Below are 25,067 nucleotides of genomic sequence, written 5' to 3' on the forward strand. Positions count from 1 at the left end.
ACGGGCAAACGCCCTTCTTATGGTCAAGTTCCAATATCGCACCTGACGCCAGGATGAACGGTCTTCGTTTCACCCCTGGCCCGGTGTAGTAAGAAGGAACTTACTCCTCTCCCATTCCGCTGTCTCAGGGCTCGAAGAAGTGTCTACCTCCGCCATCGAACCGATCTCGTTCTCCCTCTACAGCAAGGATTTTCCGCGCTTCGCCCAAGAGCTGGGCGCGTCGTTCGAGCGCTACGGCTTCGCCGTGCTGTCGGAGTACGACATCCCGCAGGACCGCATCGACGCGGCGATCGCCGACACCAAGGCCTTCTTCGCCCTGCCGGAAGAGATCAAGAAGCAATATGCCGGGGTCAAGGGCGGCGCGCGCGGCTACATCCCGTTCGGGGTCGAGACCGCCAAGGGCGCCACGCACCACGACCTGAAGGAATTCTGGCACATGGGCCGCGACCTGCCGCCCGGCCACCGCTTCCGCGCCACCATGGCCGACAATGTCTGGCCGGCCGAGATCCCGGCCTTCAAGCACGACGTATCCTGGTTCTACAACGCGCTCGACAGCATGGGCGGCAAGGTGCTGGAGGCGATCGCCACCTATCTGAAGCTGGACCGCGACTTCTTCTATCCGACCATCGAGAACGGCAATTCGGTGCTGCGCCTGCTGCACTATCCGCCGATCCCGCAGGACGCCACCGGCGTGCGCGCCGGGGCCCACGGCGACATCAACACCATCACCCTGCTGATGGGCGCCGAGGAAGGCGGTCTTGAGCTGCTGGACCGCAACGGCGACTGGCTGCCGATCAACCCGCCCCCGGGCTGCATCGTCATCAATATCGGCGACATGCTGGAGCGGCTGACCAACCACGTCCTGCCCTCGACCATCCACCGCGTGCAGAACCCGCCGCCCGAGCGCCGCCACATCCCGCGCTACTCGACGCCGTTCTTCCTGCACTTCGCGTCGGACTACGAGATCAAGACCCTGCCCAACTGCATTAGCCCTGAGAACCCGGACCGCTATCCGGAGTCGATCACGGCGGACGAGTTCCTCCAGCAGCGCCTGCGCGAGATCAAGCTGGCGTAGAACGCCGCGCCGGAACCCGGACAAGACAAAGCCCCGCCGGTCGCTCGGCGGGGCTTTTTCGTTCCGCGACAGCCGGTTTTCGCTACTTGGCGATCCGAAGGTTGGAGATACCCTGGGCGATCGACTTGAACGACGACTTGAGGTCCGAGCCCGTCGCGGGGAAATAGACCTTGTCGGAGTCGGTGGCGCAGTATTTCAGCATATCCTTGGCGGCGTTGCTGGTGACCGTGAACCCGACCGTGTAGATGGTCAGCCCATAGGTCGACTTCTTCATCTCGTCGCACATCTTCTTGGTCTGCGTGAAGGGGTCGCCGTTGGTGGCGTTGCAATTGATGTGATCGTTGCCGCTGCCGCTGCCGCTGCCCGCGTCGGCGGCGATGACGCCCTTGCAGTAGGGGGTGTTGAAATCGCCGTCGGTCATCAGCACCACGACCTTCATCAGGTCCTTGGCCTTGTAGGCCGCCGGGCGCTGCGAGGCATTGGGCCAGAGATAGCCGAAGTTCGGTGAGATCATGTACCAGCCCCACGCGAAGCCGATCTGGCCGGCCGTCGAACCCGCCGCCTCGAGGTCGTTAATCGCGCTCTTCAAGGCCGTGCGATCGCTGGAGAGCGGCGTGATCGTCGCGGTCGGACACTTGTTGCCGTTGCTGGCATAGTTGCGCCCGACATAGGCCGTGCTCGGCGCGACGTCTGTATAGGCGTTGGTTCCGGTGCGCTCGCTGACGCAATCACCGATGGTCAGGGTCTGGTTACCCCAATTGGCGTTGGGGAAGTTGAACTTCGCGCAGCCTGGATTGGTGCTGTACTCGCAGGTGGCGACGCCGCCCGAGGTGTATTTCGATGAACTGGACGTATTGGCGTTGATCTTGAACGTATTCGTCGTCGTGGCGGTCACCGAATAGGTGTTGCCGTTCAGCATCGTCATACCGGACACGCCCGCGAACGAGACCTGGTCGCCGACGATCAAGCCATGGCCATTGGAGGTGACGATGGCCCCGTTGGCCTTGCTGATGGCGCTGACGGGATAATTGTTGACCGGCCCACGGATGTCATCCGCGTACGATCCGACATTGACCCCCACCGAATAAGGGACGATCGCCACCTTGGAATAGAAGGGCGACTGGACGTCCTTGACGACGATGTCGACCAAGTCGGAGGCGCCGGTCTTCAGGTCGGACAGCCGCGTGCCGGCCATCGAGCCGGTGATGTCGAGCACGATCGCCACTTCCAGGTTCCTCGACGCGCGGACCACGTCGGACGTCGCCGTGATGGTGATGTTCTGCTGGGTCCACAGGTTGGCGATGATGGGCGTCAGCGTGCCCGTCGCCGTTCCCAGGATATGGTTGTCCGTCCCGGCCTTGAAGGTCGAGCTGGAGTTGGTCAGCCCCAGGTTCAGGCCGGAAATCTCGGCCGCGAAGGCCGCGTCCCCGATGCTGTCCAGGTCGACGTCGGTCACCGCCGGCGAGCGGGCGGCGATCAGGGTGGCGGCGTCCAGGGCGTCCTGCATCTGCCGGCGCTGCAGGCTGACACGGCTGATATCCACCAGGCCGAACACCAGCACCGCCAGCGGCAGGGCCAGCAGGGCGAACTGCACGGCGATCGCGCCGCGTTCGTCGCGCCGCAGACGGCGAGCGAAGGCGGCGCAGCCTTCGGTCAGGCGTCGGAGGAAGCGGCTCTCGGTCGGCATGGTCGGGTTCCGGGTGTGATTTTCCGCGTGACCTTCGCCGATGAGGGTGAACAAGCCGAAAACGCCGTTGACGAACGCCCCTTCGACTCCGAGCCCGCCTGCGGTTAAAGAGCGCCCATGCCGTTCACCGCCACCGTCCTGACCATGTTCCCCGAGGCCTTTCCCGGCCCGCTCGGCGTTTCGATGATCGGGACCGCCTGGAAGGAACAGGACCTGTGGCGTTTGGAAACACTGGACATTCGGGCCTTTTCCAAGGATAAGCGCGGCTTCCTCGACGACACCCCCGCGGGTGGCGGCGCGGGAGCCGTGCTCAAAGCGGACGTCATCGCCTCTGCGCTCGACAGCGTGGAGCTCGATGGTCGGCCGCTTTTGTACATGAGCGCCCGGGGCAGCCCCCTGACCCAGGCGCGCGTTCGAGAGTGGTCCAAGGCGCCCGGCATCGTGGTGCTGTGCGGCCGCTTCGAGGGGGTGGATCAGCGGGTGCTCGACGCCCGCGGGTTCGAGGAGGTCTCGGTCGGAGACGCGGTGCTCGCCGGTGGCGAAGCGGCGGCGATGGTCGTGATCGAGGCGTGCGTTCGACTGGCCCCGGGTGTGCTGGGGAACATCGAGAGCACGCTGGAAGAAAGCTTCGAGGACGGTCTCCTCGAGCATCCGCAGTACACGCGACCGCGGACGTTCGAAGGACTGGATATCCCCGAGGTGCTGCTGTCGGGCGATCACAAGCGGATCGACCAATGGCGCAAGCGTATGCGTGAAGAAACGACCCGCGAGCGGCGGCCCGATCTCTGGGAAGCGCATCTCGCCAATCAACAGGCAAAAGGCGGCCCGAAAACGGGTAAGCCCAAGGAGAAATGATCATGGCGATCAACATCATCGCTCAGCTCGAGCAAGAAGAATCGGCCCGTCTGCTGGCCGCCCGCGCGATCCCGGAATTCCGTCCCGGCGACACCCTGCGCGTCAACGTGAAGATCAAGGAAGGCGAACGCGAGCGCGTTCAGGCCTACGAAGGCGTCTGCATCGCTCGTCAGGGCGCGGGCGTCCACGAGAGCTTCACGGTCCGCAAGATCTCGTTCGGTGAAGGCGTGGAACGTCTGTTCCCGCTGCTCTCGCCGAGCATCGAAAGCATCGAAGTCAAGCGTCGCGGCGTCGTCCGTCGCGCCAAGCTGTACTACCTGCGCGACCGTCGCGGTAAGTCGGCCCGGATCGCCGAGCGCTCGAACAGCAACACCAAGGCCGCGGCCGCCGCGGCTTCGTCGGAAGACTAAGTCTTCTCGACTTTCGCGAATGAACGAGGCCCCGGCGGGAAACCGCCAGGGCCTTTTTCTTGGTCGATGGCCACGCAGGGCCTAGAGAGGTCTCCCTTGGCGAGACCACGGCGGGACCCATGAAGGCCATTCTCATCACCGGCGCCAGCCGAGGGATCGGGCGAGCGACAGCCCTTCGCGCCGCCGAGGAAGGCTGGTCGATCGCCATCAACTACAGGACCGACCGCGACGCGGCGGAGGCGACCTTGGCGGCCGTGCGCGAGCGCGGCGTCCCGGCCGTTCTCGTTCCCGGCGACGTGGCCTCGGAGCCCGACACCCTCGCCATGTTCCAGCAGGCCAAGGCGGCTCTTGGCCCCCTGGCTGGCGTCGTCATCAACGCCGGGATCGTCGCCCCGCCCCAACGCCTGGCGGACATGGACGTCGCCCGCCTGCGGCGGATGTTCGAGGTGAATGTCCTGGGCGCCTACCTCACGGCGCGCGAAGCCGCGCGAGCGCTCACGAGCGCCCAGGGCGGCGCGATCGTCGTGGTGTCCTCCGCCGCGGCGCGACTGGGCTCGCCTTTCGAATATGTCGACTATGCCGGATCGAAGGCCGCGCTCGACACCCTCGCCGTCGGCCTGGCGAAGGAACTGGCGGGCGACGGCGTGCGGGTCAATTCCGTCCGCCCTGGCCTGATCGAAACGGAGATCCACGCCAGCGGCGGCCAGCCGGACCGCGCCCACCGCCTCGGCGCCCAGACCCCGCTAGGCCGCGCCGGCCTTCCCGAGGAGGTCGCCGAAGCCATCGTCTGGTTGCTGAGCGACGCGGCCTCGTACGTGACGGGCGCGACCCTGGATGTCAGCGGCGGCCGCTGACATCCACCGGGCTATCGCGGGACGATCGGACGCGGATGCTTCCGAGGCTTGGCCGGCGCCCGCAGGGCGGCCCACAGCTCCTGCAGGGCCAACACCCAGCCGAACGTGGTTTCCTTATGGGTCTTGAAGGCTTCGTCCATCATGTTGGCCTCCCATGGCTATCCATGACGGCGAAAATCGTCGTTCCGCGCCCGAGTGACAAACGCGGACTCCTTGGATACACATAAGCCCTGCTTATGGCTGACATCCTTTCCCGTCTGCCGCTCAGCGCCATTCGCGTGTTCGAGGCGGCCGCTCGCCTGAAGAGCTTCACCCGCGCGGCCGACGCCCTGGGCGTGACCCAGGCCGCCGTCAGCTGGCAGGTGAAGGCGCTGGAGCGGCAGCTCGACCAGCCGCTCTTCAACCGCCTGCCGCGCGAAGTGACCCTGACCCCGGCCGGCGAGCGTCTGTCGCGCGCCGCGACCGAGGCGATCTCGCTGCTGCGCTCGGCGGTGTCCGATCTGGTCGAGGCCGAGGAAGGGGTTCTGTCGATCACCACGGTCCAGAGCCTGGGCGGCCAATGGCTGGCCCCGCGCCTGGGCGGCTTCCAGATCGCCCATCCGCGCATCGCCGTCCGGCTGGAGGCCTCGAGCCGGGTGGTCGACCTGTCGCGCGAGGGCGTCGACATGGCCCTGCGCGGCGGCCACGGGAAATGGCCGGGCACGACCTCGCATTTCCTGATTCCCGCCGTCCAGACGCCGCTGGTCTCGCCCGAGTTCCTGGCCAGGATCGGCGGCCTCGGCCGGCCCGAGGACCTGCTGGACGTCCAGCGCATCGGCGTCGCCCGCGAATGGGACGAGTGGTTCCAGGCCGCTGGCGTGGCGGCCAATCCCGAGCAGCCGCCGCCCACCCTGGCCTCCGACGCCCAGGCCCTGGAGGTGGCCAGCGCCCTGGCCGGCCACGGCGCGGCCCTGGGCTCGCCGATCTTCTTCGCGCGGGAACTGGCCGAGGGCCGGCTGATCATGCCGTTCGACGTCGTCGCCCTCTACACCGGCGGCTATTGGCTGGCCTATCCCAGCGACCGCGCCCGCGTGCGCAAGATCGCCGCCTTCCGCGACTGGGTGCTGGACCAGGCCGCCGCCGATCCGCTGATCGCCCGCTACGCCACGCTGGCGCCCTTGGAGTCACCGGCTGTCTCGCCGCTGGCGCGCTCGACCCCATAGCCAAGCTTGGGTGCGGACGCACCATCTTGACAAACCGCCGTTCCGTGAGATGGTTAATCCACCCCCGGCCTCGGCCGGGCTTCCTGACCGTCTTCTTTCTAGTGGACGGCCCTTTCCGGGCGGAGCCATCGGCCCCCGGAAGCAAAGAATGATGCTAGGGCGCGCCGAAACCATTGGCGCGCCCTATGTCGTCCTGTCGTCCGGGTCACACAGAACGCAAGAATTTGGCCCACCAGCCGCCCCCCACTGGATTTCGACGCACGATCCGCCCTATATCCCCGCCATGTCCGGCAAAACCCTTTACGACAAGATCTGGGACGCCCACGTCGTCAGCGAAACCGACGGCGAGGCTATCCTCTATATCGACCTGCACCTGATCCACGAGGTGACCACGCCGCAGGCCTTCGCCGGCCTTCGCGCGGCCGGCCGCAAGGTGCGCCGCCCCGACCGCACCCTGGCCGTGGCCGACCACAATATCCCGACCGAGGGTCAGGCGCTCGGCGTCGACGCGGTGGCGGACGAGGAAGCGCGCCTTCAGCTCAAGACGCTGGCCCGCAACGTCGCCGACAACGGCATCGAGTTCTTCCCGATGGGCGACATCCGCAACGGCATCGTCCACGTGGTCGGTCCCGAGCAGGGCCGCACCCAGCCGGGCATGACCATCGTCTGCGGCGACAGCCACACCTCGACCCACGGGGCCTTCGGGGCCCTCGCCCACGGCATCGGCACGTCCGAGGTCGAGCACGTCCTGGCCACCCAGACCCTGCGCCAGAAGAAGGCCAGGAACATGCTGGTCCGCGTCGACGGCCAGCTTGGCCCCGGCGTCACCGGCAAGGACATCGCCCTGGCCGTGATCGGCGAGATCGGCACGGCCGGCGGCACCGGCTATGTCATCGAGTTCGCCGGCCAGGCCGTGCGCGACCTGTCTATGGAGGGCCGCATGACCCTCTGCAACCTGACCATCGAAGGCGGCGCCAAGGCCGGCCTGATCGCGCCCGACGACAAGACCTTCGCCTACATCCAGGGCAAGCCCGCCGCCCCCAAGGGCGCGGCCTGGGACATGGCCGTCAGCCACTGGAAGACCTTCTTCACCGACGAGGACGCCGTCTTCGACCGCACCGTGGTCATCGACGGCTCGGCCCTGGTTCCGATGGTCACCTGGGGCACCTCCCCCGAGGACGTCATCCCGGTGACCGGCAATGTCCCGGATCCGGAAAGCTTCGCCACGCCCGACAAGCGCGCGGCCGCTCACCGGGCGCTCGACTATATGGGCCTGACCGCCGGTCAGCCGATCTCGGAAGCCCGCATCGACCGCGTGTTCATCGGCTCGTGCACCAACAGCCGGATCGAAGACATGCGCGCCGCCGCCGCCGTGGTGCAGGAAGCCTTCCTGCACGGCCGCATGGTGGCCCCGCACGTCAAGGCCATGGTCGTGCCCGGCTCGGGCCTGGTGAAGGAACAGGCCGAGGAAGAAGGCCTGGACGCCATCTTCAAGGCCGCCGGCTTCGACTGGCGCGAGCCCGGCTGCTCGATGTGCCTGGCCATGAACCCCGACAAGCTGCAGCCACACGAGCGCTGCGCCTCGACCAGCAACCGCAACTTCGAAGGCCGCCAGGGCCGCGCCGGCCGCACCCACCTCGTCTCCCCCGCCATGGCGGCGGCGGCGGCGATCGCCGGGCATCTGACCGACGTGCGCACCTTCCTTGAGGAGACCGCCTGATGCGCGCCTTCACCCGCCTCGACGGCCGCGCGGCTCCGCTGGAGCTGGCCAATATCGACACCGACCAGATCATCCCCAAGCAGTTCCTCAAGACCGTGGAGCGCGAGGGCCTGGCCAAGGGCCTGTTCTACGACTTCCGCGTCGACGGCGAGGGCAACGAGATCAGCGACTTCGTGCTCAACAAGCCGGAGTACAAGAACGCCTCGGTGCTGATCGCCGGCGACAATTTCGGCTGCGGCAGCTCGCGCGAGCACGCCCCCTGGGCCCTGATGGACTTCGGGATCATGTGCGTGATCTCGACCAGCTTCGCCGACATCTTCTACAACAACTGCTTCAACAACGGCCTGCTGCCGGTGGTGGTGAAGCCCGATGAGCTGGCGCTCCTGATGGACGAGGCCAAGGGCGGCAACCACATGGTCAGCGTCGACCTCGAGGCCCAGACCGTGGTCTCGCCGTCGGGCAAGACGATCGCCTTCGACATCGATCCGGTGCGCAAGGAAAAGATGCTCAAGGGCCTCGACGCCATCGGCGAGACCCTGATGCACGGCGGCGACATCGACATCTACGAGAGCAAGCGCGCGATCAGCCAGCCCTGGCTGGAGATCTAATTCAGCAATAGCTTGTCATCCCGGCCGTAGCGCAGCGGAGAGCCGGGACCCAGGGGCCGCCGCACCGCGCTTGGCCCCTGGGTCCCGGATCGGCCTTCGGCCGTCCGGGATGACAAGATGTTTTGGCTCGGGACGACCAGCATGACCATCATCCTCGCCGGCACGATCCGCGTCGCGCCCGACCGCCTGGCGGATCTCCGCCCCCACCTCCGCGCCCAGGTCGAGAACAGCCGGGCCGAGCCGGGGTGCCTGGACTACGCCCTGACCGAAGACCCGCTCGACCCTGGCCTGATCCGGGTCTACGAGCATTTCGTCGACGAAGAGGCCCTGGCCTTCCACCGCGCCAGCCCGCACATGGCCGCCTGGCGCGCCTGCTGGCAGGAACTCGGCGTCGGCGAGCGCCGCATGTCGTCGTTCGACGTCTCCGCCTACCGCGAAATCTGATCCTAGAGAGAGCCTCCCATGTCCACCCTGCTCCTCCTGCCCGGCGACGGCATCGGCCCGGAAGTCTGCGCGCAGGTGCGCCGCGTGGCGGCCGCCCTCACGCCGGATCTCGAGGTCTCCGAAGCCCCCTATGGCGGCTCCAGCTATGACGCCCATGGCACGCCGCTGCTGGACGAGGTCCGCGACCAGGCCATCGCCAGCGACGCGGTGCTGATGGGCGCCGTCGGCGGCCCTCAGTGGGCCAACGCCCCGCGCCACCTGCGTCCGGAAGCGGGCCTGCTGAACCTGCGCAAGGCCATGGACGTCTACGCCAACCTGCGCCCCGCCTACTGCTTCGAGGCCCTGGCCGACGCCTCCAGCCTGAAGCGCGAGCTGGTCTCGGGCCTGGACATCATGTTCGTGCGCGAACTGGTCGGCGGCGTCTACTTCGGCCAGCCGCGCGGCATCGAGGACCTGCCGGACGGCCAGAAGAAGGGCTTCGACACCCAGGTCTACACGACCAGCGAGATCGAGCGGGTCGGCCGCGTGGCCTTCGAACTGGCCCGGGGCCGGACCAACAAGGTCCACTCGGCCGAGAAGTCGAACGTCATGGAGTCGGGCCTTTTGTGGAAGCAGGTGATCACCGAGTTGCACGCCCGCGAATATCCGGACGTCCAGCTGGAGCACATCCTGGCCGACAACTGCGCCATGCAGCTGGTCCGCGCGCCCAAGCAGTTCGACGTCATCGTCACCGACAATCTGTTCGGCGATATCCTGTCGGACGCCGCGGCCATGCTGACCGGCTCGCTGGGCATGCTGCCCTCGGCCGCCCTGGGCGCGCCCGGCAAGCCCGGCCTCTACGAGCCGATCCACGGCTCGGCCCCCGACATCGCCGGCAAGGGCCTGGCCAATCCGCTGGCCGCGATTCTGTCGTTCGAAATGGCCCTGCGCTGGTCGCTGGGTCAGGTCGAGGCGGCCGACGCGCTGCTGGCGGCGGTCAAGAAGGCCCTCGACGACGGCGCGCGCACCCGGGATCTGGGCGGGTCGCTGACCACCGCCCAGATGGGCGACGCGGTGCTGGCGGCGCTCTAACCCCTTCCCGAACGACCGTTACAGGCCCTACCCTCCTCCCAACGATAGATGTTGGGAGGGACCGATGATCGCGGGCCTGATGCAGACGACGCCGCTGATGATCAGCGGCATTCTCACCTATGCGGCCCAGGCCCACGGGACGCGCGAGATCGTCTCCAAGCTGATCGACGAGCCGCTGTGGCGCTACGACTATGCGGGTCTCGGCCGCCGTAGCGCCCAGCTGGCCCACGCTCTCCAGCGCCTGGGCGTGAAGCCCGGCGACCGGGTCACCTCCCTGGCCTGGAACACCCACCGGCACCTGGAGCTGTTCTACGCCGTCCCCGGAATCGGCGCGGTGCTGCACACGGCCAATCCCCGCCTGTTCGACGAGCAAATCATCTACACGATCAATCACGCGGAAAGCGGCGTGCTGTTCTACGAGCGGAGCTTCGCGGCCCTGGTCGAACGGATCGCTCCCCAGCTGACCACGGTGAAGACCTTCGTCATGCTGTCGGATCCCGAACGGACCCTCCCCGGCCCGGTCGGCGCCATCTCCTACGAGGCCCTGATCGCTGGCGAGGCTGAAAGCTTCGACTGGCCGGTCTTCGACGAGAACGCCGGGGCCTTCCTCTGCTACACCTCGGGCACGACGGGCGATCCCAAGGGCGTGCTCTATTCGCACCGCGCCGTGGTGCTGCACGCCATGGCCGGCGGGCTGAACAGCGCGTTCGGCTTCACCGCCTTCGACGTGGTCATGCCCTGTTCCAGCCTCTACCACGCCACCGCCTGGGGCCTGCCGTTCAGCGCCCCGATCTGCGGCGCCAAGCTGGTGCTCCCCGCCGACAAGATGGACGGCGCCAGCCTGCACGCGCTGATCGAGGGCGAGGGCGTCACCTTCACCGGCGGCGTGCCGACCATCTGGACGATGTATCTGGACTGGCTGGAAAGGAACGACGCCTCGCCGACAACGCTGAAGCGCGTCGTGATCGGCGGCAGCGCCGTGCCGCGCGCCATGGCCGAGGCGTTCAAGCGGCTCTACGGCGTCCAGACCCTGCAGATCTGGGGCATGACCGAGACCTGCCCGATCGGCGTCGTCTCCACCCCCACCCCCGCTCTCGCGGCCCTGGGCGAGGAGGCCATGGACGAGGCCATCTGGACCCGCCAGGGCCGCCTTCAGTTCGGCATCGAGCTGCGCGTCGAGCTGGAGGACGGGAGCGAGGCCCCGCATGACGGCGAAACCTCCGGCGCCCTGCTGGTGCGCGGTCCCTGGGTGGTGCGGCGCTACTTCCGCCAGGACGCGGACGCCGCGCGCGCCGACGGCTGGTTCGACACCGGCGACATCGCCACGCTGGACGCCCACGGTTTCATGCGCATCACCGACCGCCAGAAGGACGTCATCAAGTCCGGCGGCGAGTGGATCAGCTCGATCGACCTGGAGAACGTCGCCGTCGGCTGCCCCGGCGTGCGGATCGCCGCCGTCATCGGCGTGCCGCATCCGAAGTGGGAGGAACGGCCGCTGCTGGTCATCGAGGCCCACGAAGGCTCGATCCTTGGCAAGGCCGATGTGCTCGACTACCTGGCGCCCCGGATCGTCAAATGGTGGACGCCCGACGACGTGGTCTTCGCCGTCGTGCCGCTGACCGCCACGGGCAAGATCGACAAGAAGGTCCTGCGCGAAGCCTGGAAGGCCCACCTCATCGGCTAGCGCTACGGCGCGCGGGGAACCGTCACGCCTCGAGCAGCGCCTTCAGTCTGGCCAGATCCCTGGCCACGGCCGCCGCGTCGCGATCGTAGGCGGCGTCGTCGTACAGGGTGGGCGGCCGGTAAAGGACCATGCCGACCTCGGCCCCCTCGCCGTTGGCCACCACCCGCAGCGGCATGTAGAGCTCGGTCCCGTCCGGCAGGGTCACCCAGTGATCGAGCACGCCATAGGGGTTATCCGGCGAGAACCGCACGCGGACATCGCCGCCCGGGCCGTGGGCGACCCACCGCTCGCCGTCCCGGGTCAGACCCGAGGCCAGACCCGCCGCCCATTTGGGGAAGCTCTCGGGATCCTTGGCGAAAGCGTAGACTTCTCCCGCGGGTCTATGGATTCGGATGCTGATGTATCGCGACTCGAACATGGGTCTCTACTCCACGGTCACCTGGGTCTGGTCACTTTCGTGAAAGCGGAGCGGCTGTCCAGAGTGTCAGCTTGGGGTGGAAAGCCGCCGTTTGGTCTGGCAAATTCCGACTGTTCGGAGATGTCGAGATGAACGGTCAGTACGACGGTTTCGGATTCTACCACGGGCCTAACGACCCACGGCTTTTCGTGCCAAAGCGCATTCCCATCATGGGGTGGACGATCAACGTCGCGCACCCCCGCGCGCCCATCGTCGGCCTCGTGGTCGGGGGCGCGATCGTCGCGGCGATCTTGGCGCAGGCTTTCGCCTAAATCCGTTCTGGGTCGGGAACCGACCGTGGTCGGTGCGATCCTTAAATCTCTTGGAGGCTGCAGCGTGCAGGGCTGTCCAGGTCAGTCAAGGCTCGCCTCCGGCGACCGCGCGCGGCGACGCGGAGCGTCGGCCTTGAGTGACCTGGACAGCCCTGCGATCGTCTCGCCGTGAGATGTAAGGGGCGCGCTCTTCCGGGGCGGACGGGCTTTCTCACCGATCCGCAAAACATCCCGTCATTCCCGCCCTTGTGGCGGGAACCCCTCTGTCCGCCGCAAGGGCGGCGGTGTGGCGGGCCGGCCCGCCAAGGCCTCTCACGTGTCAGCTGAACCAGGGGTTCCCGCCACAAGGGCGGGAATGACGGTTGTTTGTGGGGATTGAGGGCGCTGTAGCCCCGGCGTTCGCGGCGCCGAACCCCACGAAATCAACGACTTCCCACTTTTACGCGCCCCTGGATCATCGGCGTTGAATCCGCCGCGATACTCAGAGCTGTCCCCGTCGCGGGGGAGGGCGTTTGGATCCGGCCCAATACGGCGGCGGGGGTAGGTTGAGCGGGGCCGCTGGCGGTTCCCGGCGGTGTCGTCAGGTCGTGCGGCTTACTCTTTAGGAGCGCGTACGGGTGACGGGATCGTTGGGATCAAAGCCGACAGCGGAGCGACAGGGCGGTGATCGTACAAGCCGCCTATCGTGGATCGTCGGGGTCGAGACGGATGTAGCCGATCGACTTGGTCCGCGCCCGTCCGGGGGCTAGTGGGGTCCCGAGCTGAAAGACGCTCACGCCCCCCATCCTCACGGGCAAGAACAGCCTGGCGGAGCGGTCAAGCGAGCCGAAACAAAAACAAACCCTACGGTCCCCGGGTTCGCCCGGCCGCTCCGTCGCCTCCCCAATGAACTTCAGCGGCTGGCCGCGTGAAGCGGCTGACGTGCGTCTGACTCAGCATAGGCGCCCACCTGACCTGCTCACGTAGGTCTGTCCGCCCCCAAGCGGGGCGGAGAGCCTATGAGCGGCTTATGCGCCCGAAGCGCCCTAAACCGGCAGCGGCCTTGGCTTGCGGTCATCGCCGATGGCCACGAACGTGAAGACGCCCTCGGTCACCTTGTGGGCCTGCTCGCCGTCGCGACGGCGGCGCCAGGCCTCGACCTGGACCCTCAGCGAGGTGCGGCCCGTGTGGATCAGGCGCGCGAACAGGCTGACCTCGTCGCCGACGAACACCGGGCTGATGAAGGTCATGCCGTCGATGGCGATGGTGGCGCAGCGGCCGGCGGCGCGGTGGAAGGCCACGGAGGCGGCCGCCAGGTCCATCTGCGACAGCAGCCAGCCGCCGAAGATGTCGCCTTCGGGATTGGTGTCGGAGGGCATGGCGATGGCGCGCAGCACCGGCGCCTCGTGCGGCCACTCCAGCGCTTCCCAGGCCTTGGCCAGGGTCTCGGCGCGGTTCGATGGGGAGATGTCGTCGGCCATGGGACGGGCGGCGGGCCTAGTGCCCGCCGGCGCCTTCATAGACGCCCGGGGCCAGGATCTCGTCCTCGTCGCCCACGGCGGTCGAAGCCACGAAGCGGCGGTCGCAATAGGGGCAGTCGACGAAGCCGGCCGCGCCCATCTCCAGCCACACGCGCGGATGGCCCAGGGCCCCGCCGACGCCGTCGCAGGCGATGCGGTGCGAGCGGACCGAGATCGTCTCCGGCGCGGGACCGACCTGGGCCAGGGTGTCCATGGCGGTCGGAACCGTCGCCGGCTCGGTCGTCGCCGATCCGGGCAGGGCGTCGAGGGCGGAGGTGGACGGGGTCTTGGCCATATTGGGAAATCCCTGATTTCGAGCGCGACAGACGAAAGTGGCCGCCGGTTTCGGCGTCCGTCGCGCGCCAAACGATAGACAGGAGCCTTTCTCGCGAGAAAGGCTCCGGACGCGGCCTTGGCGCGGCGGCGAACGAGGCATACCTATGCGACGCTCAAAGGCGCCGTCAATCGACGCGCGCCTCAAACGACATTTCCCTGCCTCCCCGCCACTCGCTCCGCCCATCTTCTATCTGGACGCTCCATGGACCTGCCCGCCTACGCCATCGAAGCCGAGGGCCTGTACAAGACCTATGCCGCCACCAAGACCTCGCCGGAAAAGCGGGCGCTGAACGGCATCGACCTGAAGATTCCACGCGGCTCGATCTTCGGCCTGCTGGGCCCCAACGGCGCGGGCAAGTCGACCTTCATCAACATCCTGGCCGGCCTGGTGCGCAAGAGCTCGGGCACGGTCCGAATCTGGGGCCGCGACATCGACCAGCGTCCGCGCGACGCCCGCGCCGCGATCGGCGTGGTGCCCCAGGAACTGGCCGCCGACGTCTTCTTCACGCCGCGCGAGTCGATGGAGGTGCAGGCCGGCTTCTACGGCGTGCCCAAGAACGAGCGCCGCACCGACGAACTGCTCAACGCCCTGGGCCTGGGCGACAAGGCCAATGCCTATGTGCGCCAGCTATCGGGCGGCATGAAACGGCGACTGATGGTGGCGAAAGCCATGGTCCACCAGCCGCCGGTGCTGATCCTCGACGAGCCGACCGCCGGGGTCGACGTCGAGCTGCGCCGCCAGCTCTGGCGCTATGTGAAGGGTCTCAACGAGCTGGGCGTCACCATCGTGCTGACCACCCACTACCTGGAAGAGGCCCAGGAGCTGTGCGACGAGATCGCCATCATCAACCGCGGCGAGGTGGTGGCCTGCGAGCCGACGGCTACCCTGCTCCGCCGCATGGACAGCCGCAATGTCGTGGTGACGCCGGAGGAGCCGGTGCTGACCGCCCCAGCCCTGCCGGGCTTCGACACCAAGCTGCGGGCCAACGGCGCTTTCCAGGTCAGCTATCGCACCGGCCAGTCCAGCGTCGAGCAGGTGCTGGCGGCGGTCCGCGCCAGCGGCCTGAAGATCAAGGACATCGCCACCGAGGACCCGGATCTGGAAGACGTCTTCCTGGCCCTGACCTACAACGACCCGAACGCGGCCGATCCGACCAAGGACTGAGCGCATGACGAGCAAGCCTGACGCGCTACGGCGCCTGATCGACCTCCCCGGCGTCAAGGACCTGGAGTACCGGGCCCTGCTCAAGCGCGACTTCGCCGAACCCGAGGCCCGGGCCGAGTTCCCGGAGATCAATGCCTGCATGCTCGCCCTGTTCGGCTTGACCGCCGACGCGGCCGAGACGGTGGAGCGGCCGCCGGGCTGGGACGATGTCGAAAGCCAGCCGCCGGCCGCGCAGGTCGCCGCGTTCGAGGCGGAGGGCTGGGACGTCACCGACGACAAGCGCCGACCGTTGCGCGTCCTGGGTCACTTTTCCGCGCCGCTGTGGCTGGCGGTGCGCGGCGTGGCCGGAACCCTGCCCTTCCAGCCGGAAAGCACCGAGCCGGAAGCCTGGATGTCCAAGCTGGAGGCCGAGGCCAAGCGCTTTCGCAAGCGCTAGGAGCGTTGGGCGGCGTCGATAAGGCCAGCGCCAAGCTAAGGCTTGCGTTCCAGGGCGCGCCCGCCAAACTCGCCCCGACCTGTTTGAGCGCGCGTCGGGGGCGCATCGCATGACCTTTCTAGAGCGGCGGTTCGGGCTTTCGGCCCAGGGCACGAGCGTGCGCACCGAGGTGCTGGCCGGCTTCACCACCTTCCTGACCATGGCCTATATCGTGATCGTCAATCCGGCGATCCTGGGCCAGGCCGGGATGCCGATCGCCGCTGTCGCCGCCGCCACCTGCCTGGCCGCCGGCTTCGGTTCGATCCTGATGGGCCTGATCGCCAACTATCCGATCGCCCTGGCCCCCGGCATGGGCCTCAACGCCTATTTCACCTTCACCGTCGTCAAGGGCATGGGTCTGCCGTGGGAGACCGCCCTGGGCTGCGTCTTTCTGTCGGGCGTGGCCTTCCTGGTGCTGACCGTGGCGGGCATCCGCCAGCTGATCGTGGGCGCCATTCCGCGCCCCCTGTTCTCGGCCGTCGCGGCGGGCGTGGGCCTGTTCATCGCCTTCATCGGCCTGAAGGAAGCCGGCATCATCGTCGCCAATCCGGCCACCACGGTGGCCCTGGGCGACCTGACCCAGCCGACGGCGGTCCTGGCCATACTGGGCCTCGCCATCATGGGCGGGCTGATGGTCTGGCGGGTGAAGGGCGCGATCCTGATCGGCATCCTCGTCGCCGCCGCGGCCGGATGGGCCCTGGGTCTGGCCAAGGTCGTTCCCGGCGAGTACGGCCTGGCCGCCCTGACCGCCACCGCCTTCAAGCTGGACATCCCGGCCGCCCTTCACCTGAACGGCGGAGCCGGCATGGCCATCGCCGAAGTGATCTTCGTCTTCCTGTTCGTCGACCTGTTCGACAATGTCGGCACCCTGGTGGCGGTGACCAAGAAGGCCGGCCTTGTCCAACCCGACGGCACGATCCCGCGTCTGAACCGCATCCTCACCGCCGACAGCATCGCCACGATCGGCGGCTCGCTGGCCGGCACTTCGACCGTGGTCAGCTATATCGAGAGCGCCTCGGGCGTGGCCGCGGGCGGCCGTACGGGCCTGACGGCGATCGTGGTCGGCCTGCTGTTCCTGCTGACCCTGTTCTTCGCCCCCTGGGTGCAGGCCATCCCGGCCGCCGCCACGGCCCCGGCCCTGATCATCGTCGGCTCGATGATGGTCGGCGCCCTGGCCGACATCGACTGGGACGATCCGGGCGTGGCCATCCCCGCCTTCCTGACCGTGATCGCCATCCCCCTGACCTTCTCGATCGCCAACGGCCTGGCGTTCGGCATCACCGCCTTCGCCGTCCTGAAGCTGATGCGCGGCCAGGCCAAGCCCGGCGACTGGCTGCTGTTCGTCCTGGCGGCGCTGTTCGTGGCGCGATTCATCTACATGGGAGCCGCGTGATCGCGTTGCGCCCGCGCCGCCTTTCGGCTAAGACCCGCTTCCCGCAAGGATGCACCCGTAGCTCAGCTGGATAGAGCGTTGCCCTCCGAAGGCAAAGGTCACACGTTCGAATCGTGTCGGGTGCGCCAAAAACCTCCGCGAGAATGTTGTCGGGTTTCATGAAACCTGACTCGTATTCCACTCAATTGACTCTGCGAGCTAACGGATCGTTCGCGCCAATTGCCGCCGTTGGCGCACCTCCAGGAACACGACGTTCGCTTAGGTGCGGTTACACGACGGCGGTCGGCGCGCACGCCCACAATCTCGGATGGCTTTCCCCGTCTACTCCGTGATCGACGGAAGAGCCAGGATCACCCGCAACCCACCCAGCGGCGCGAGGTCCAAGGCCACGCTCCCTTCGTAGAGCTCCACGAGGTCTCGGACGATCGATAGCCCCAATCCATGGCCGGGCGTTCGCTCATCGAGCCGTTCACCGAGGCCAAAGACGTGCTCGTAGGCTTCTTGCGGCAGGCCGGGTCCGTCATCGTCGACGACGATCTCCGCGAAATCGCCCCGACGCCGAACCAGGACCTCTATTCTCGACCTCGCCCATTTTCCCGCGTTGTCGAGGACGTTGCCGACAATCTCGCTGAGATCCTGGGCGTCGAGCGCGACCATCGGCTGGTTTTGGTAAGTCACGCTGAACGTCACATCCCGGCGCCCATAAAGGCGCGAAAGCGCCGCGACGACCGGGTCCAGACTTGAGCGCACATCAGCGGCGACACCGGGCGAGCGTTTCAACGCCACCGCGCGCGCCCTGGCGAGTTGATAATCGATCTGGCGCCGCATCCGTTCGCATTGCAGCTCGATGACGTCGGCCGCCTCGCGCTGACCGGTGGCGCGCAGCCGCTCGGCTTCGTCGGTGAGGACGGCGAGCGGCGTCTTGAGCGCGTGGGCGAGGTTGCCGGCCTGGGTGCGGGCGCGCCGCAGCATCTCAAGATTGCCCTCCAGCAGAGCATTGAGGTCGATCGCCAGGGGCCGCACTTCACTGGGAAGGTCCTCCGGCAAACGGCTCGCCTTGCCCAGGCGGACGGCCGACAGCGCGTGACGCATACGGGTGAGCGGCCGCAAGCCAAACCAGACTTGAAGCATCGCCGCACCGATCAGGCCGGACGCGACGATCGCCAGCGACAGAAAGAGGGTCCAGTTGAACCGTCCCAAAACCTCGTCGAGAAGGCGCTGCTCGACGCCGATGCCCAAACGTAACGGCGGTCCGTGCGGATTGGCCACCGAACGCTCCACTAAACGAAGCTGTCCGGAAGGGCCCTCAACGAAGACATGGCGCTCGACGCCGAGGGCGGGAAGCGGATCCGGTAATGGCAGGTCCCGTCCAGCCAGGGACGGTGAGGTGATGGCTTGGCCGCTCGCCGCTTCCACACGCCAATAGAAGCCCGAGTCCTTGGGCAGAAACCGGGGATCGCTGAGCCGGCGGTGCAGCAAGAGCTTGCCGTCCGGCGCAATGTCGATCAGCGCCGCCAGTTCGGCGGCATGGCCGTGCAGTTCGTCGTCGAACTGTTGCGTCACGTGAGCCCTGAACAGCTCGGACAGCAGGACACCGCTGACGGTAAGTCCCGCGATAATCCATATCGCGGCGCCGACGATCAAGCGGGTGCGGAAACTGGTCCAGAGCTGGCGCATCAAGCGAACTTGTATCCCAGGCCCCGGATCGTGCGGATGGCGTCCTTGCCCAGTTTCTTGCGCAGGCGGGCGACATAGACCTCGATCGTGTTCGACTCCCGCGTCTCATCCAGACTGTAGACGTGGTCAATGAGCTCGCCCTGGGAGACCACCCGGCCGGCGCGGTGCATCAGATAAGCCAAGACCTTCAGCTCGCGGGCGGTCAGTTCGACAGCGTCGTCACCGCGCTGGACGGTTCCCGCCTCGGGATCCAGCACAATGTCGCCGCGGCGCATGACGGACGACGAGCGGCCCGCCGAGCGCCGTGTCAGCGCCCGCAGCCGCGCCACCACCTCGGCGTTCTGGAAGGGCTTGCCCAGATAGTCGTCGGCCCCTGCGTTCAGGCCATCCACACGGTCGGTCCAAGCGTCCCGCGCTGTGAGCACCAGCACCGGCATGTCGCGTCCTTCGCGACGCCATTGTTTCAGAACCTCCAGGCCCGAAAGGCGCGGCAGGCCAAGATCCAGCACCACGGCGTCGAAGTCGTTGGTCCGCCCCAGGAACAAGGCCGTCTCGCCATCGCCGGCCTGCTCGACGACAAAGCTGGCTTCCGCCAGCGCCGCGGCCAGGCGACGGGCGATCTCCGGATCATCTTCGACGAGCAAGATGCGAATGGCGGGTCTCCTCTGACTGACGTCTCAGCATAGCAGCACCGCCTGAAAAGAACCTGACACGGCGCTTTCAGGTTCGTTTCAGCTTCGCTTCAGACAGGCTTCAGGCTCGCGGCGCATCAGGGCGGAACAAAGCCTTGCGAGACGCCCATGCCCCCCGCCCATCCACTGATCGCCGCCGCGCTCGCGGCCTGCCTCTTGAGCACCTCCGCGTTGGCCGCGGGTCCGATGGCGTTGAGCGCGGCGCAGGAGAAGGCCATGGGCATCGTTCTGGCCACCGCCAAGCCCGCGTTGGGCGCCCCCTTGGCCGCGCTTCCCGGCGCGATCACCCCCCCGCTCAACGACCGGCGAGTGGTCGCCGCCCCGTTCGCGGGAACGGTGACGCGGATCCACGTGCTCGAGGGCCAATCGGTCAAGGCCGGCGCGCCGCTAGTGACCCTGTTCAGCCGCGAGGCGCTGGCGGTGTCCTCCGAGCTCGTCCAGAGCCAGGCTGAACTGCGTGTCGCCGAGGCCTCCGCGGGCCGCCTGCAGCAGTTGGCGCGTGAAGGCGTCATCGCCGGCGCTCGCGCCGAGGAGGCCCAGGCCCGCCTCGCTCAGGCTCGCGCCATGGTCAACGAGCGTCGTCGCCTGCTCTCCGGCGCCGGCGGGACGAGCGGCGAATATGTCCTGCGCGCCCCGATCGCCGGTCGCGTCGCGGCCGTGACCGCCCAGCCCGGCGGCGGCCTCGAGGCCATGGCGCCCGCCGTGACCCTGGACCGCGCCGACCGCCTGTGGGTCGAAGCGCGGGTGTCGCCCGAGATCGCGCGCAAGCTGAAGGTCGGCTATCGGGTCCGGGTCGGCGACATCGCCGGACGCATTGTGGCGCTCGGCGCAAGCATAGACCCCAAGAGCCGGTCGTTGCCCCTGCGCGCCGAACTCGACACCGCCACCGGGCTTGCGCCAGGCCAGACAGTCACGGTGACGGTTCTGAGCCCCGCCCCGACCGGCGCTCAAGCCATTCCCCGCAGCGCCCTGGCCCAGGACAGCGACGGCGCACGCGTGTTCGTCAAGGCCGCCGCCGGATATGAGGCGCGGTCGGTGACCGTGGTGGGCGCGGCGGGCGCGGAAGCGGTCGTCACCGGGCTTCCACCAGGCGCGCGCGTGGCGGCCTCGGGCGCCTCGCAACTGAAGTCGGCGCTGGGCCACTAGGATGCGCAAGCTCATCGCTTTCGCGCTCTCGCAGCGCCTGCTGGCCGCCGTGCTGGCCATCGCCCTGGTCGGTCTGGGCGCCAACGCGTTCCTGAAGCTGCCGGTCGACGCCTTCCCCGACATCTCGCCAACCCAGGTGAAGATCATTCTCAAGGCCCCAGGGATGACCCCCGAGGAGGTCGAGAGCCAGGTCATCACACCGCTGGAGATGGAGCTGCTGGGCATTCCCAAGCAGGCCATGCTGCGCTCGACGGCCAAATACGCCATTGCGGACCTGACCATCGATTTCGCGCCAGGCACGGACGTCTATTGGGCTCGCCAGCAGACCGCGGAGCGGCTCTCAAACGCCCTCGGCGCTCTGCCGGACGGCGTCAGCGGCGGCCTGTCACCGATCTCGACGCCCCTGTCCGACGTCTTCATGTTCACGATCGAGGGCGAAGGCCTGACGCTTGAGCAGAAGCGCACCCTGCTGGACTGGACCATTCGTCCGGCGCTGCGCGGACTTCCGGGCGTGGCCGATGTTAACGTGCTGGGCGGCCGCGCCAGGACCTTCGAGGTGTCGCCCGACCCGGCCGCGCTGGCCGCGGCGGGTCTGACCGCGCAGGCGATCGTCGACGCCATCCCGGCCTCGAACCGCAACGACGGCTCGGGTCGTCTCAGCGAGGGCGAGGAGGCTCTGGTCGTGCGCGTGGCCGGCGCGATCACCAGCTTGGACGATCTGCGCGACACCGCGATCGCCTTGCCCAGCGGGGGCGTGGCCCGTCTCGGCGACCTGGCGCAGGTCAGCGAGGGCGCCCTGACACGCTATGGGGCGGTAACGGAGAACGGCCAGGGCGAAGTCGCTCAGGCGATCGTCATCGCCCTACGCGGCGCCGACGCCAAGGCGGTCGTCCGATCGGTCGAAGCGCGGTTGAAGGAGCTTCAGCCGTCCCTGCCCAAGGGCGTGACGGTGAGCCCATTCTACAACCGCTCCGACCTGATCCAGCGCGCGACGGGAACGGTCAACAAGGCCCTGGTGGAAGCCACCATCCTGGTGGTCATTCTGCTGCTGTTGTTCCTGGGCGATCTGCGGGCCGCGACTGTTGTGGCGGTGACCCTGCCGCTGGCCGCGCTGACCACCTTCCTGCTGATGCGGACCTTTGGCCTGTCGGCGAACCTCATGAGTCTGGGTGGGCTGGCCATCGCCATCGGCATGCTGGTCGACGCCGCCGTCGTCGTGGTCGAGAACACCGTCGAGCGTCTGGACAATCCCAGCATCACCGGCTCGCGCCGCCTGCACGCGATCTATGAAGCCGTCGCCGAAGTCGCCGCGCCGGTCACGTCAGGCGTGCTGATCATCTGCCTGGTGTTCCTGCCCCTGCTCAGCCTTCAGGGTCTGGAAGGCAAGCTGTTCGCGCCGGTAGCCCTGACCATCGTCTTCGCCCTGGGCTCGTCGCTGCTGCTGTCGTTCACCGTGATCCCGGTCCTGGCCTCGCTGCTGCTGAAGGCTCATGCGCACCGAGAGTCCTGGATCATGCGCAGGATCGGACCGTTCTACGAGCGTCAACTGGCCCGCGCCCTGGCCCGTCCCAAGCCGGTCTTCGCCGCGGCGGGCGGCGGCATGGTGCTAGCGGCGATCGCCTATGTGCTGATCGGCAAGAGCTTCATGCCGACCATGGACGAGGGCGCGATCCTGATGCAGTTGGCCAAGCTGCCCTCGATCAATCTCGACGCCAGCGCCAGACAGGACATGGCCGTGCAGCGCGCGATCCTGGCGCAAGTGCCCGAGGTGAAGCGGATCGTCGCCCGTGTCGGCTCCGACGAGCTTGGCCTTGATCCCATGGGCCTGAACGAGACCGACAGCTTCCTCGTGCTGGCCGACCGCAAGGACTGGCGCAGGAAGGACAAGGCCTGGCTGACCGAAGAGATCCGCAAGGTCGCGGCCCAGTTTCCTGGGGTGGAGGCCACCTTCACCCAACCCATCGAGATGCGAGTCTCGGAGATGCTGACCGGCAGTCGGGGGGATCTGGCCGTCAAGGTGTTCGGCCCGGATCTCCAGACGCTGGGCGATCTGGCCGGCCGTATTGAGGAGACCCTCAAGAAGACGCGCGGCGCGTCCGACATCTACACAGTCGCCGGCGACAGCGTGACCTATTTGCAGCTGGACGTCGATCGGGCCGCCGCTGTGCGGGTCGGCCTGTCCGCTCAGGCTCTGCAGCAGGAACTGCGCGCCCAGTTGGAAGGCGCACCGGCTGGCGTCGTCTTCGAACAGGGCAAGCGCACGCCGATCCTGGTCCGGGGGCCTCAGACCCTTCGCGAGGATCCCGTCCTGTTCGAACAAGCTCAGATCGCCACGCCTGATGGCGGCGTCGTGCGCGCCGGCGACGTGGCGCGCGTGGAACGTCGGGAGGGTCCGGTCAAGATCGATCGGGAGAACGCTTCCCGCTTCGCCGTGATCCAGGCCTATGTCCAGGGTCGCGACCTTGTGGGCTTCGTCAAGGAAGCCCAGGCCAATGTCGCGCGCGATGTTCCGCTGCCGCCCGGCTATCGCATCGCCTGGGGCGGGCAGTTCGAGAACCAGAAGCGCGCGGCGGCGCGTCTGGGCGTGGTGGTGCCGATGGCGCTGGCCCTGATCTTCCTGGTCCTGTTCATCAGCCTGAAGTCCACCCGCCAGTCGCTGCTGATCCTGGCCAACATCCCGTTCGCGATGATCGGCGGTCTGGTGGCCCTTTGGATCTCGGGTGAATACCTGTCGGTTCCGGCGTCGGTCGGACTGATCGCCCTGCTCGGCATCGCGGTGCTCAACGGCCTCGTCCTAGTCTCGCACTTCAATGAGCTGGTCCAGCGCGGCCGCGACGTGGCGACCGCTGTGACCGAGGGGGCCCGCCGCCGCCTGCGGCCCGTGCTTATGACCGCCAGCATCACGGCGCTGGGCCTTGTGCCGTTGCTGACCGCCACCGGCCCCGGCTCCGAGATCCAGCGCCCGCTCGCCATTGTCGTGGTCGGGGGTCTGGTGACCTCGACCCTGCTCACCCTGATCCTGCTGCCCATCCTCTATCGCCGCTTTGGCGTCGAGCCTGGAGCCGCAGTGCTGGAGGCTTCATCGTGAAGGTCATTCTTCTCGCCGCCGCGGCCGGGCTGGTCCTGGCCTCAGCCGCCACCGCCGCCGACACCGGCTGGACGCGCCCGGATTTCCTGCCGAGCGACGCGCTCATTCTGTCGGCGTTGGAGGGTTCGCCCGAGCTGGCGGAGGCGCGGGCCCTTCAGCGCGGCGCCGAGGCCGAACAGCGCGGCCTGGCCGCCGGCCCCTACGAGACAACAATCGGCCTCTCGAGCGACCGGCGCCGGGTTCGAGGCGAAGGCGACTTCGCCGAATGGTCCTTGCAGGCCAGCCGCCCCCTGCGCTCGCCGGGGAAGCGTAACCTGGATCTTGCGGCGGGCGCGTCCGGCGCTCTAGCGGCGCGCGACAGCGTCGACGACGCGCGCCACCAAGCCTCCCTGCGCCTGGCCGGCCTCTGGATCGAATGGCTGGAAGCCGAGGCCCGCATCACGGTCGACCGTGACGAGATCGCCGTCGAGCAAAAAGAGGTCGCGGCGCTGCGGCGGCGGGTCGAACTCCGGGACGCCGCCTTGCTAGAGCTTGAACTGGCGCAGGCGGCCCTGGCCCGAGCCCATGCGACCCTGGCTGAAACCCAGGGACGCGCCGAGGCGGCGCGCTCGGCGCTCGACATGCTCTACCCAGGCCTGCCCCCAGCCCAGGCGCCGACATTATCCGAGCCCGTGGCGCCAACCCGCGCTCTGGACGACTGGATCCCCGTAGTCGTCGCGCGGAGCCACGAGATCACCATCGCCAAGGCCCTCGCTGACCGCGACGGCGCGCTCGCCCGGCGAGCAAAACTCGACCAGCGCCCCGACCCAACCTTGGCGCTTCGCGTCTTCAATGAGCGGGGCGGCGCCGAAACGGGCGCAGGTTTCACCGTCAGTATCCCCTTCGGCGGCGGCGGACGCTCGGCGACCGCTGAGCGTCAGGCCGCGTCGGCTTCCGCCGCGGAGGCGCGCTATCGCATGGTGGCGCGCAATGTCGAGGCCGAGGGACGCAACGACGTGGCCAAGGCCCGATCGGGGCTCACAGCCTGGGCGCGCAGCCGCGAAGCCGCAGCCGCGGCCGCTCAGGCCACGGATCGCGTGCAGCGCGCCTACGGGCTCGGCGAGCGGGACCTGACGGACCTGCTCGCGGCGCGTCGCCAGCTGTTTGACGCGCGCCGGACCGAGGTCTCGGCCCGCGCCGCCGCCCAGGGCGCGCTGCTGCGACTGGCGCTGGACGCCCATGAACTTTGGCTTTCGGAAGAGGAGGCGTCGCAATGAC

Annotated in this window: 24 protein-coding genes, 1 tRNA gene and 1 pseudogene; 19 read left to right on the top strand and 7 right to left on the bottom strand. The window is 67.9% G+C overall.

Annotated elements, in window-relative coordinates:
- Positions 1-139 precede the first annotated feature (139 nt).
- Positions 140-1,075, top strand: coding sequence for an isopenicillin N synthase family dioxygenase (locus AC07R7_RS13510; protein WP_492836222.1), 936 nt, complete (start codon positions 140-142; stop codon positions 1,073-1,075).
- An 82-nt stretch (positions 1,076-1,157) separates the two neighbouring features.
- Here AC07R7_RS13510 and AC07R7_RS13515 read toward each other — a convergent pair whose 3' ends face one another.
- Positions 1,158-2,816 carry a ubiquitin-activating E1 FCCH domain-containing protein gene (locus AC07R7_RS13515; RefSeq protein ID WP_494635494.1) on the bottom strand — a complete coding sequence of 553 codons (1,659 nt, stop codon included), beginning with the start codon at positions 2,814-2,816 and terminating at the stop codon, positions 1,158-1,160.
- Positions 2,817-2,879: 63 nt separating this feature from the next.
- Here AC07R7_RS13515 and trmD point away from each other — a divergent pair, with 63 nt between their 5' ends.
- The 3 genes from trmD (at position 2,880) to AC07R7_RS13530 (ending at position 4,881) form a co-directional block, all read left to right on the top strand.
- A complete protein-coding gene (gene trmD / locus AC07R7_RS13520) occupies positions 2,880-3,617 on the top strand; it encodes a tRNA (guanosine(37)-N1)-methyltransferase TrmD (RefSeq protein WP_494635495.1) in 738 nt (245 codons plus the stop codon).
- Between the two features lie 2 nt (positions 3,618-3,619).
- Positions 3,620-4,027 carry a 50S ribosomal protein L19 gene (gene rplS, locus AC07R7_RS13525; protein ID WP_494635496.1) on the top strand — a complete coding sequence of 136 codons (408 nt, stop codon included), beginning with the start codon at positions 3,620-3,622 and terminating at the stop codon, positions 4,025-4,027.
- Positions 4,028-4,146: 119 nt separating this feature from the next.
- Entirely contained in the window at positions 4,147-4,881 is a 735-nt protein-coding gene (locus AC07R7_RS13530; RefSeq protein ID WP_494635497.1) for an SDR family oxidoreductase, read from the top strand.
- Between the two features lie 11 nt (positions 4,882-4,892).
- Here the strand turns inward: AC07R7_RS13530 and AC07R7_RS13535 are convergent, their stop codons facing one another.
- Complete coding sequence (locus AC07R7_RS13535; protein WP_492836214.1) at positions 4,893-5,024, bottom strand: hypothetical protein; 132 nt, start codon at positions 5,022-5,024, stop codon at positions 4,893-4,895.
- A 93-nt stretch (positions 5,025-5,117) separates the two neighbouring features.
- Between AC07R7_RS13535 and AC07R7_RS13540 the strand changes: the two genes are divergently transcribed.
- From AC07R7_RS13540 to AC07R7_RS13570, 7 genes and pseudogenes are all read left to right on the top strand, one after another.
- Positions 5,118-6,083, top strand: coding sequence for a LysR substrate-binding domain-containing protein (locus AC07R7_RS13540; protein ID WP_494635498.1), 966 nt, complete (start codon positions 5,118-5,120; stop codon positions 6,081-6,083).
- A gap of 283 nt (positions 6,084-6,366) precedes the next feature.
- Positions 6,367-7,803, top strand: coding sequence for a 3-isopropylmalate dehydratase large subunit (gene leuC / locus AC07R7_RS13545; RefSeq protein ID WP_492887582.1), 1,437 nt, complete (start codon positions 6,367-6,369; stop codon positions 7,801-7,803).
- Complete coding sequence (gene leuD / locus AC07R7_RS13550; protein WP_494635499.1) at positions 7,803-8,411, top strand: 3-isopropylmalate dehydratase small subunit; 609 nt, start codon at positions 7,803-7,805, stop codon at positions 8,409-8,411. The genes leuC and leuD overlap by 1 nt, the downstream gene beginning before the upstream one ends.
- A gap of 7 nt (positions 8,412-8,418) precedes the next feature.
- Positions 8,419-8,537: pseudogene (locus tag AC07R7_RS13555) on the top strand (hypothetical protein); the annotation flags it as partial.
- A 15-nt stretch (positions 8,538-8,552) separates the two neighbouring features.
- Positions 8,553-8,855, top strand: a complete 303-nt coding sequence (locus AC07R7_RS13560) for a putative quinol monooxygenase (protein WP_494635500.1) — start codon at positions 8,553-8,555, stop codon at positions 8,853-8,855.
- 18 nt (positions 8,856-8,873) lie between these two features.
- Positions 8,874-9,926, top strand: coding sequence for a 3-isopropylmalate dehydrogenase (leuB, locus tag AC07R7_RS13565; RefSeq protein ID WP_494635501.1), 1,053 nt, complete (start codon positions 8,874-8,876; stop codon positions 9,924-9,926).
- A gap of 64 nt (positions 9,927-9,990) precedes the next feature.
- Positions 9,991-11,610, top strand: a complete 1,620-nt coding sequence (locus tag AC07R7_RS13570) for a long-chain fatty acid--CoA ligase (protein WP_494635502.1) — start codon at positions 9,991-9,993, stop codon at positions 11,608-11,610.
- 22 nt (positions 11,611-11,632) lie between these two features.
- On the opposite strand, the gene AC07R7_RS13575 is transcribed toward AC07R7_RS13570, so the two are convergent.
- Complete coding sequence (locus tag AC07R7_RS13575; RefSeq protein WP_494635503.1) at positions 11,633-12,028, bottom strand: SRPBCC family protein; 396 nt, start codon at positions 12,026-12,028, stop codon at positions 11,633-11,635.
- Between the two features lie 128 nt (positions 12,029-12,156).
- On the opposite strand from AC07R7_RS13575, the gene AC07R7_RS13580 reads away from it, so the two are divergent.
- Positions 12,157-12,339 (top strand): DUF5808 domain-containing protein, encoded by a 183-nt coding sequence (locus AC07R7_RS13580; protein WP_494635504.1) that lies wholly within the window; start codon positions 12,157-12,159, stop codon positions 12,337-12,339.
- 1,025 nt (positions 12,340-13,364) lie between these two features.
- Here the strand turns inward: AC07R7_RS13580 and AC07R7_RS13585 are convergent.
- Together AC07R7_RS13585 and AC07R7_RS13590 are read right to left on the bottom strand one after the other, a co-directional pair.
- Positions 13,365-13,799, bottom strand: a complete 435-nt coding sequence (locus AC07R7_RS13585; protein WP_492887572.1) for an acyl-CoA thioesterase — start codon at positions 13,797-13,799, stop codon at positions 13,365-13,367.
- A 16-nt stretch (positions 13,800-13,815) separates the two neighbouring features.
- Positions 13,816-14,133: a zinc-finger domain-containing protein gene (locus tag AC07R7_RS13590; RefSeq protein ID WP_492837596.1), complete on the bottom strand. Its 318-nt coding sequence runs from the start codon at positions 14,131-14,133 to the stop codon at positions 13,816-13,818.
- A gap of 243 nt (positions 14,134-14,376) precedes the next feature.
- Between AC07R7_RS13590 and AC07R7_RS13595 the strand changes: the two genes are divergently transcribed.
- From AC07R7_RS13595 to AC07R7_RS13610, 4 genes are all read left to right on the top strand, one after another.
- Entirely contained in the window at positions 14,377-15,339 is a 963-nt protein-coding gene (locus AC07R7_RS13595; RefSeq protein ID WP_494635505.1) for an ABC transporter ATP-binding protein, read from the top strand.
- A gap of 4 nt (positions 15,340-15,343) precedes the next feature.
- Positions 15,344-15,775 (top strand): hypothetical protein, encoded by a 432-nt coding sequence (locus AC07R7_RS13600; RefSeq protein WP_494635506.1) that lies wholly within the window; start codon positions 15,344-15,346, stop codon positions 15,773-15,775.
- Positions 15,776-15,884: 109 nt separating this feature from the next.
- Entirely contained in the window at positions 15,885-17,207 is a 1,323-nt protein-coding gene (locus AC07R7_RS13605; protein ID WP_494635507.1) for an NCS2 family permease, read from the top strand.
- Positions 17,208-17,258: 51 nt separating this feature from the next.
- Positions 17,259-17,335: transfer RNA gene (locus AC07R7_RS13610), tRNA-Arg, on the top strand.
- Positions 17,336-17,528: 193 nt separating this feature from the next.
- On the opposite strand, the gene AC07R7_RS13615 is transcribed toward AC07R7_RS13610, so the two are convergent.
- A complete protein-coding gene (locus AC07R7_RS13615) occupies positions 17,529-18,884 on the bottom strand; it encodes an ATP-binding protein (protein ID WP_494635508.1) in 1,356 nt (451 codons plus the stop codon).
- On the bottom strand, positions 18,884-19,528 hold the full coding sequence (locus tag AC07R7_RS13620) for a response regulator transcription factor (RefSeq protein WP_494635509.1): 645 nt from the start codon (positions 19,526-19,528) through the stop codon (positions 18,884-18,886). Before AC07R7_RS13620 ends, AC07R7_RS13615 begins: the two co-directional genes overlap by 1 nt.
- A gap of 156 nt (positions 19,529-19,684) precedes the next feature.
- Between AC07R7_RS13620 and AC07R7_RS13625 the strand changes: the two genes are divergently transcribed.
- Genes AC07R7_RS13625 through AC07R7_RS13635 form a run of 3 tightly spaced genes read left to right on the top strand, consistent with a single transcriptional unit; the run spans position 19,685 to position 25,066 of the window.
- A complete protein-coding gene (locus tag AC07R7_RS13625; RefSeq protein WP_494635510.1) occupies positions 19,685-20,722 on the top strand; it encodes an efflux RND transporter periplasmic adaptor subunit in 1,038 nt (345 codons plus the stop codon).
- Between the two features lies 1 nt (position 20,723).
- Entirely contained in the window at positions 20,724-23,810 is a 3,087-nt protein-coding gene (locus AC07R7_RS13630; protein ID WP_494635511.1) for an efflux RND transporter permease subunit, read from the top strand.
- On the top strand, positions 23,807-25,066 hold the full coding sequence (locus AC07R7_RS13635) for a TolC family protein (RefSeq protein WP_494635512.1): 1,260 nt from the start codon (positions 23,807-23,809) through the stop codon (positions 25,064-25,066). The genes AC07R7_RS13630 and AC07R7_RS13635 overlap by 4 nt, the downstream gene beginning before the upstream one ends.
- Position 25,067: the final 1 nt, after the last annotated feature.

This window comes from Caulobacter sp. GW821-FHT05F04, assembly GCF_059419665.1.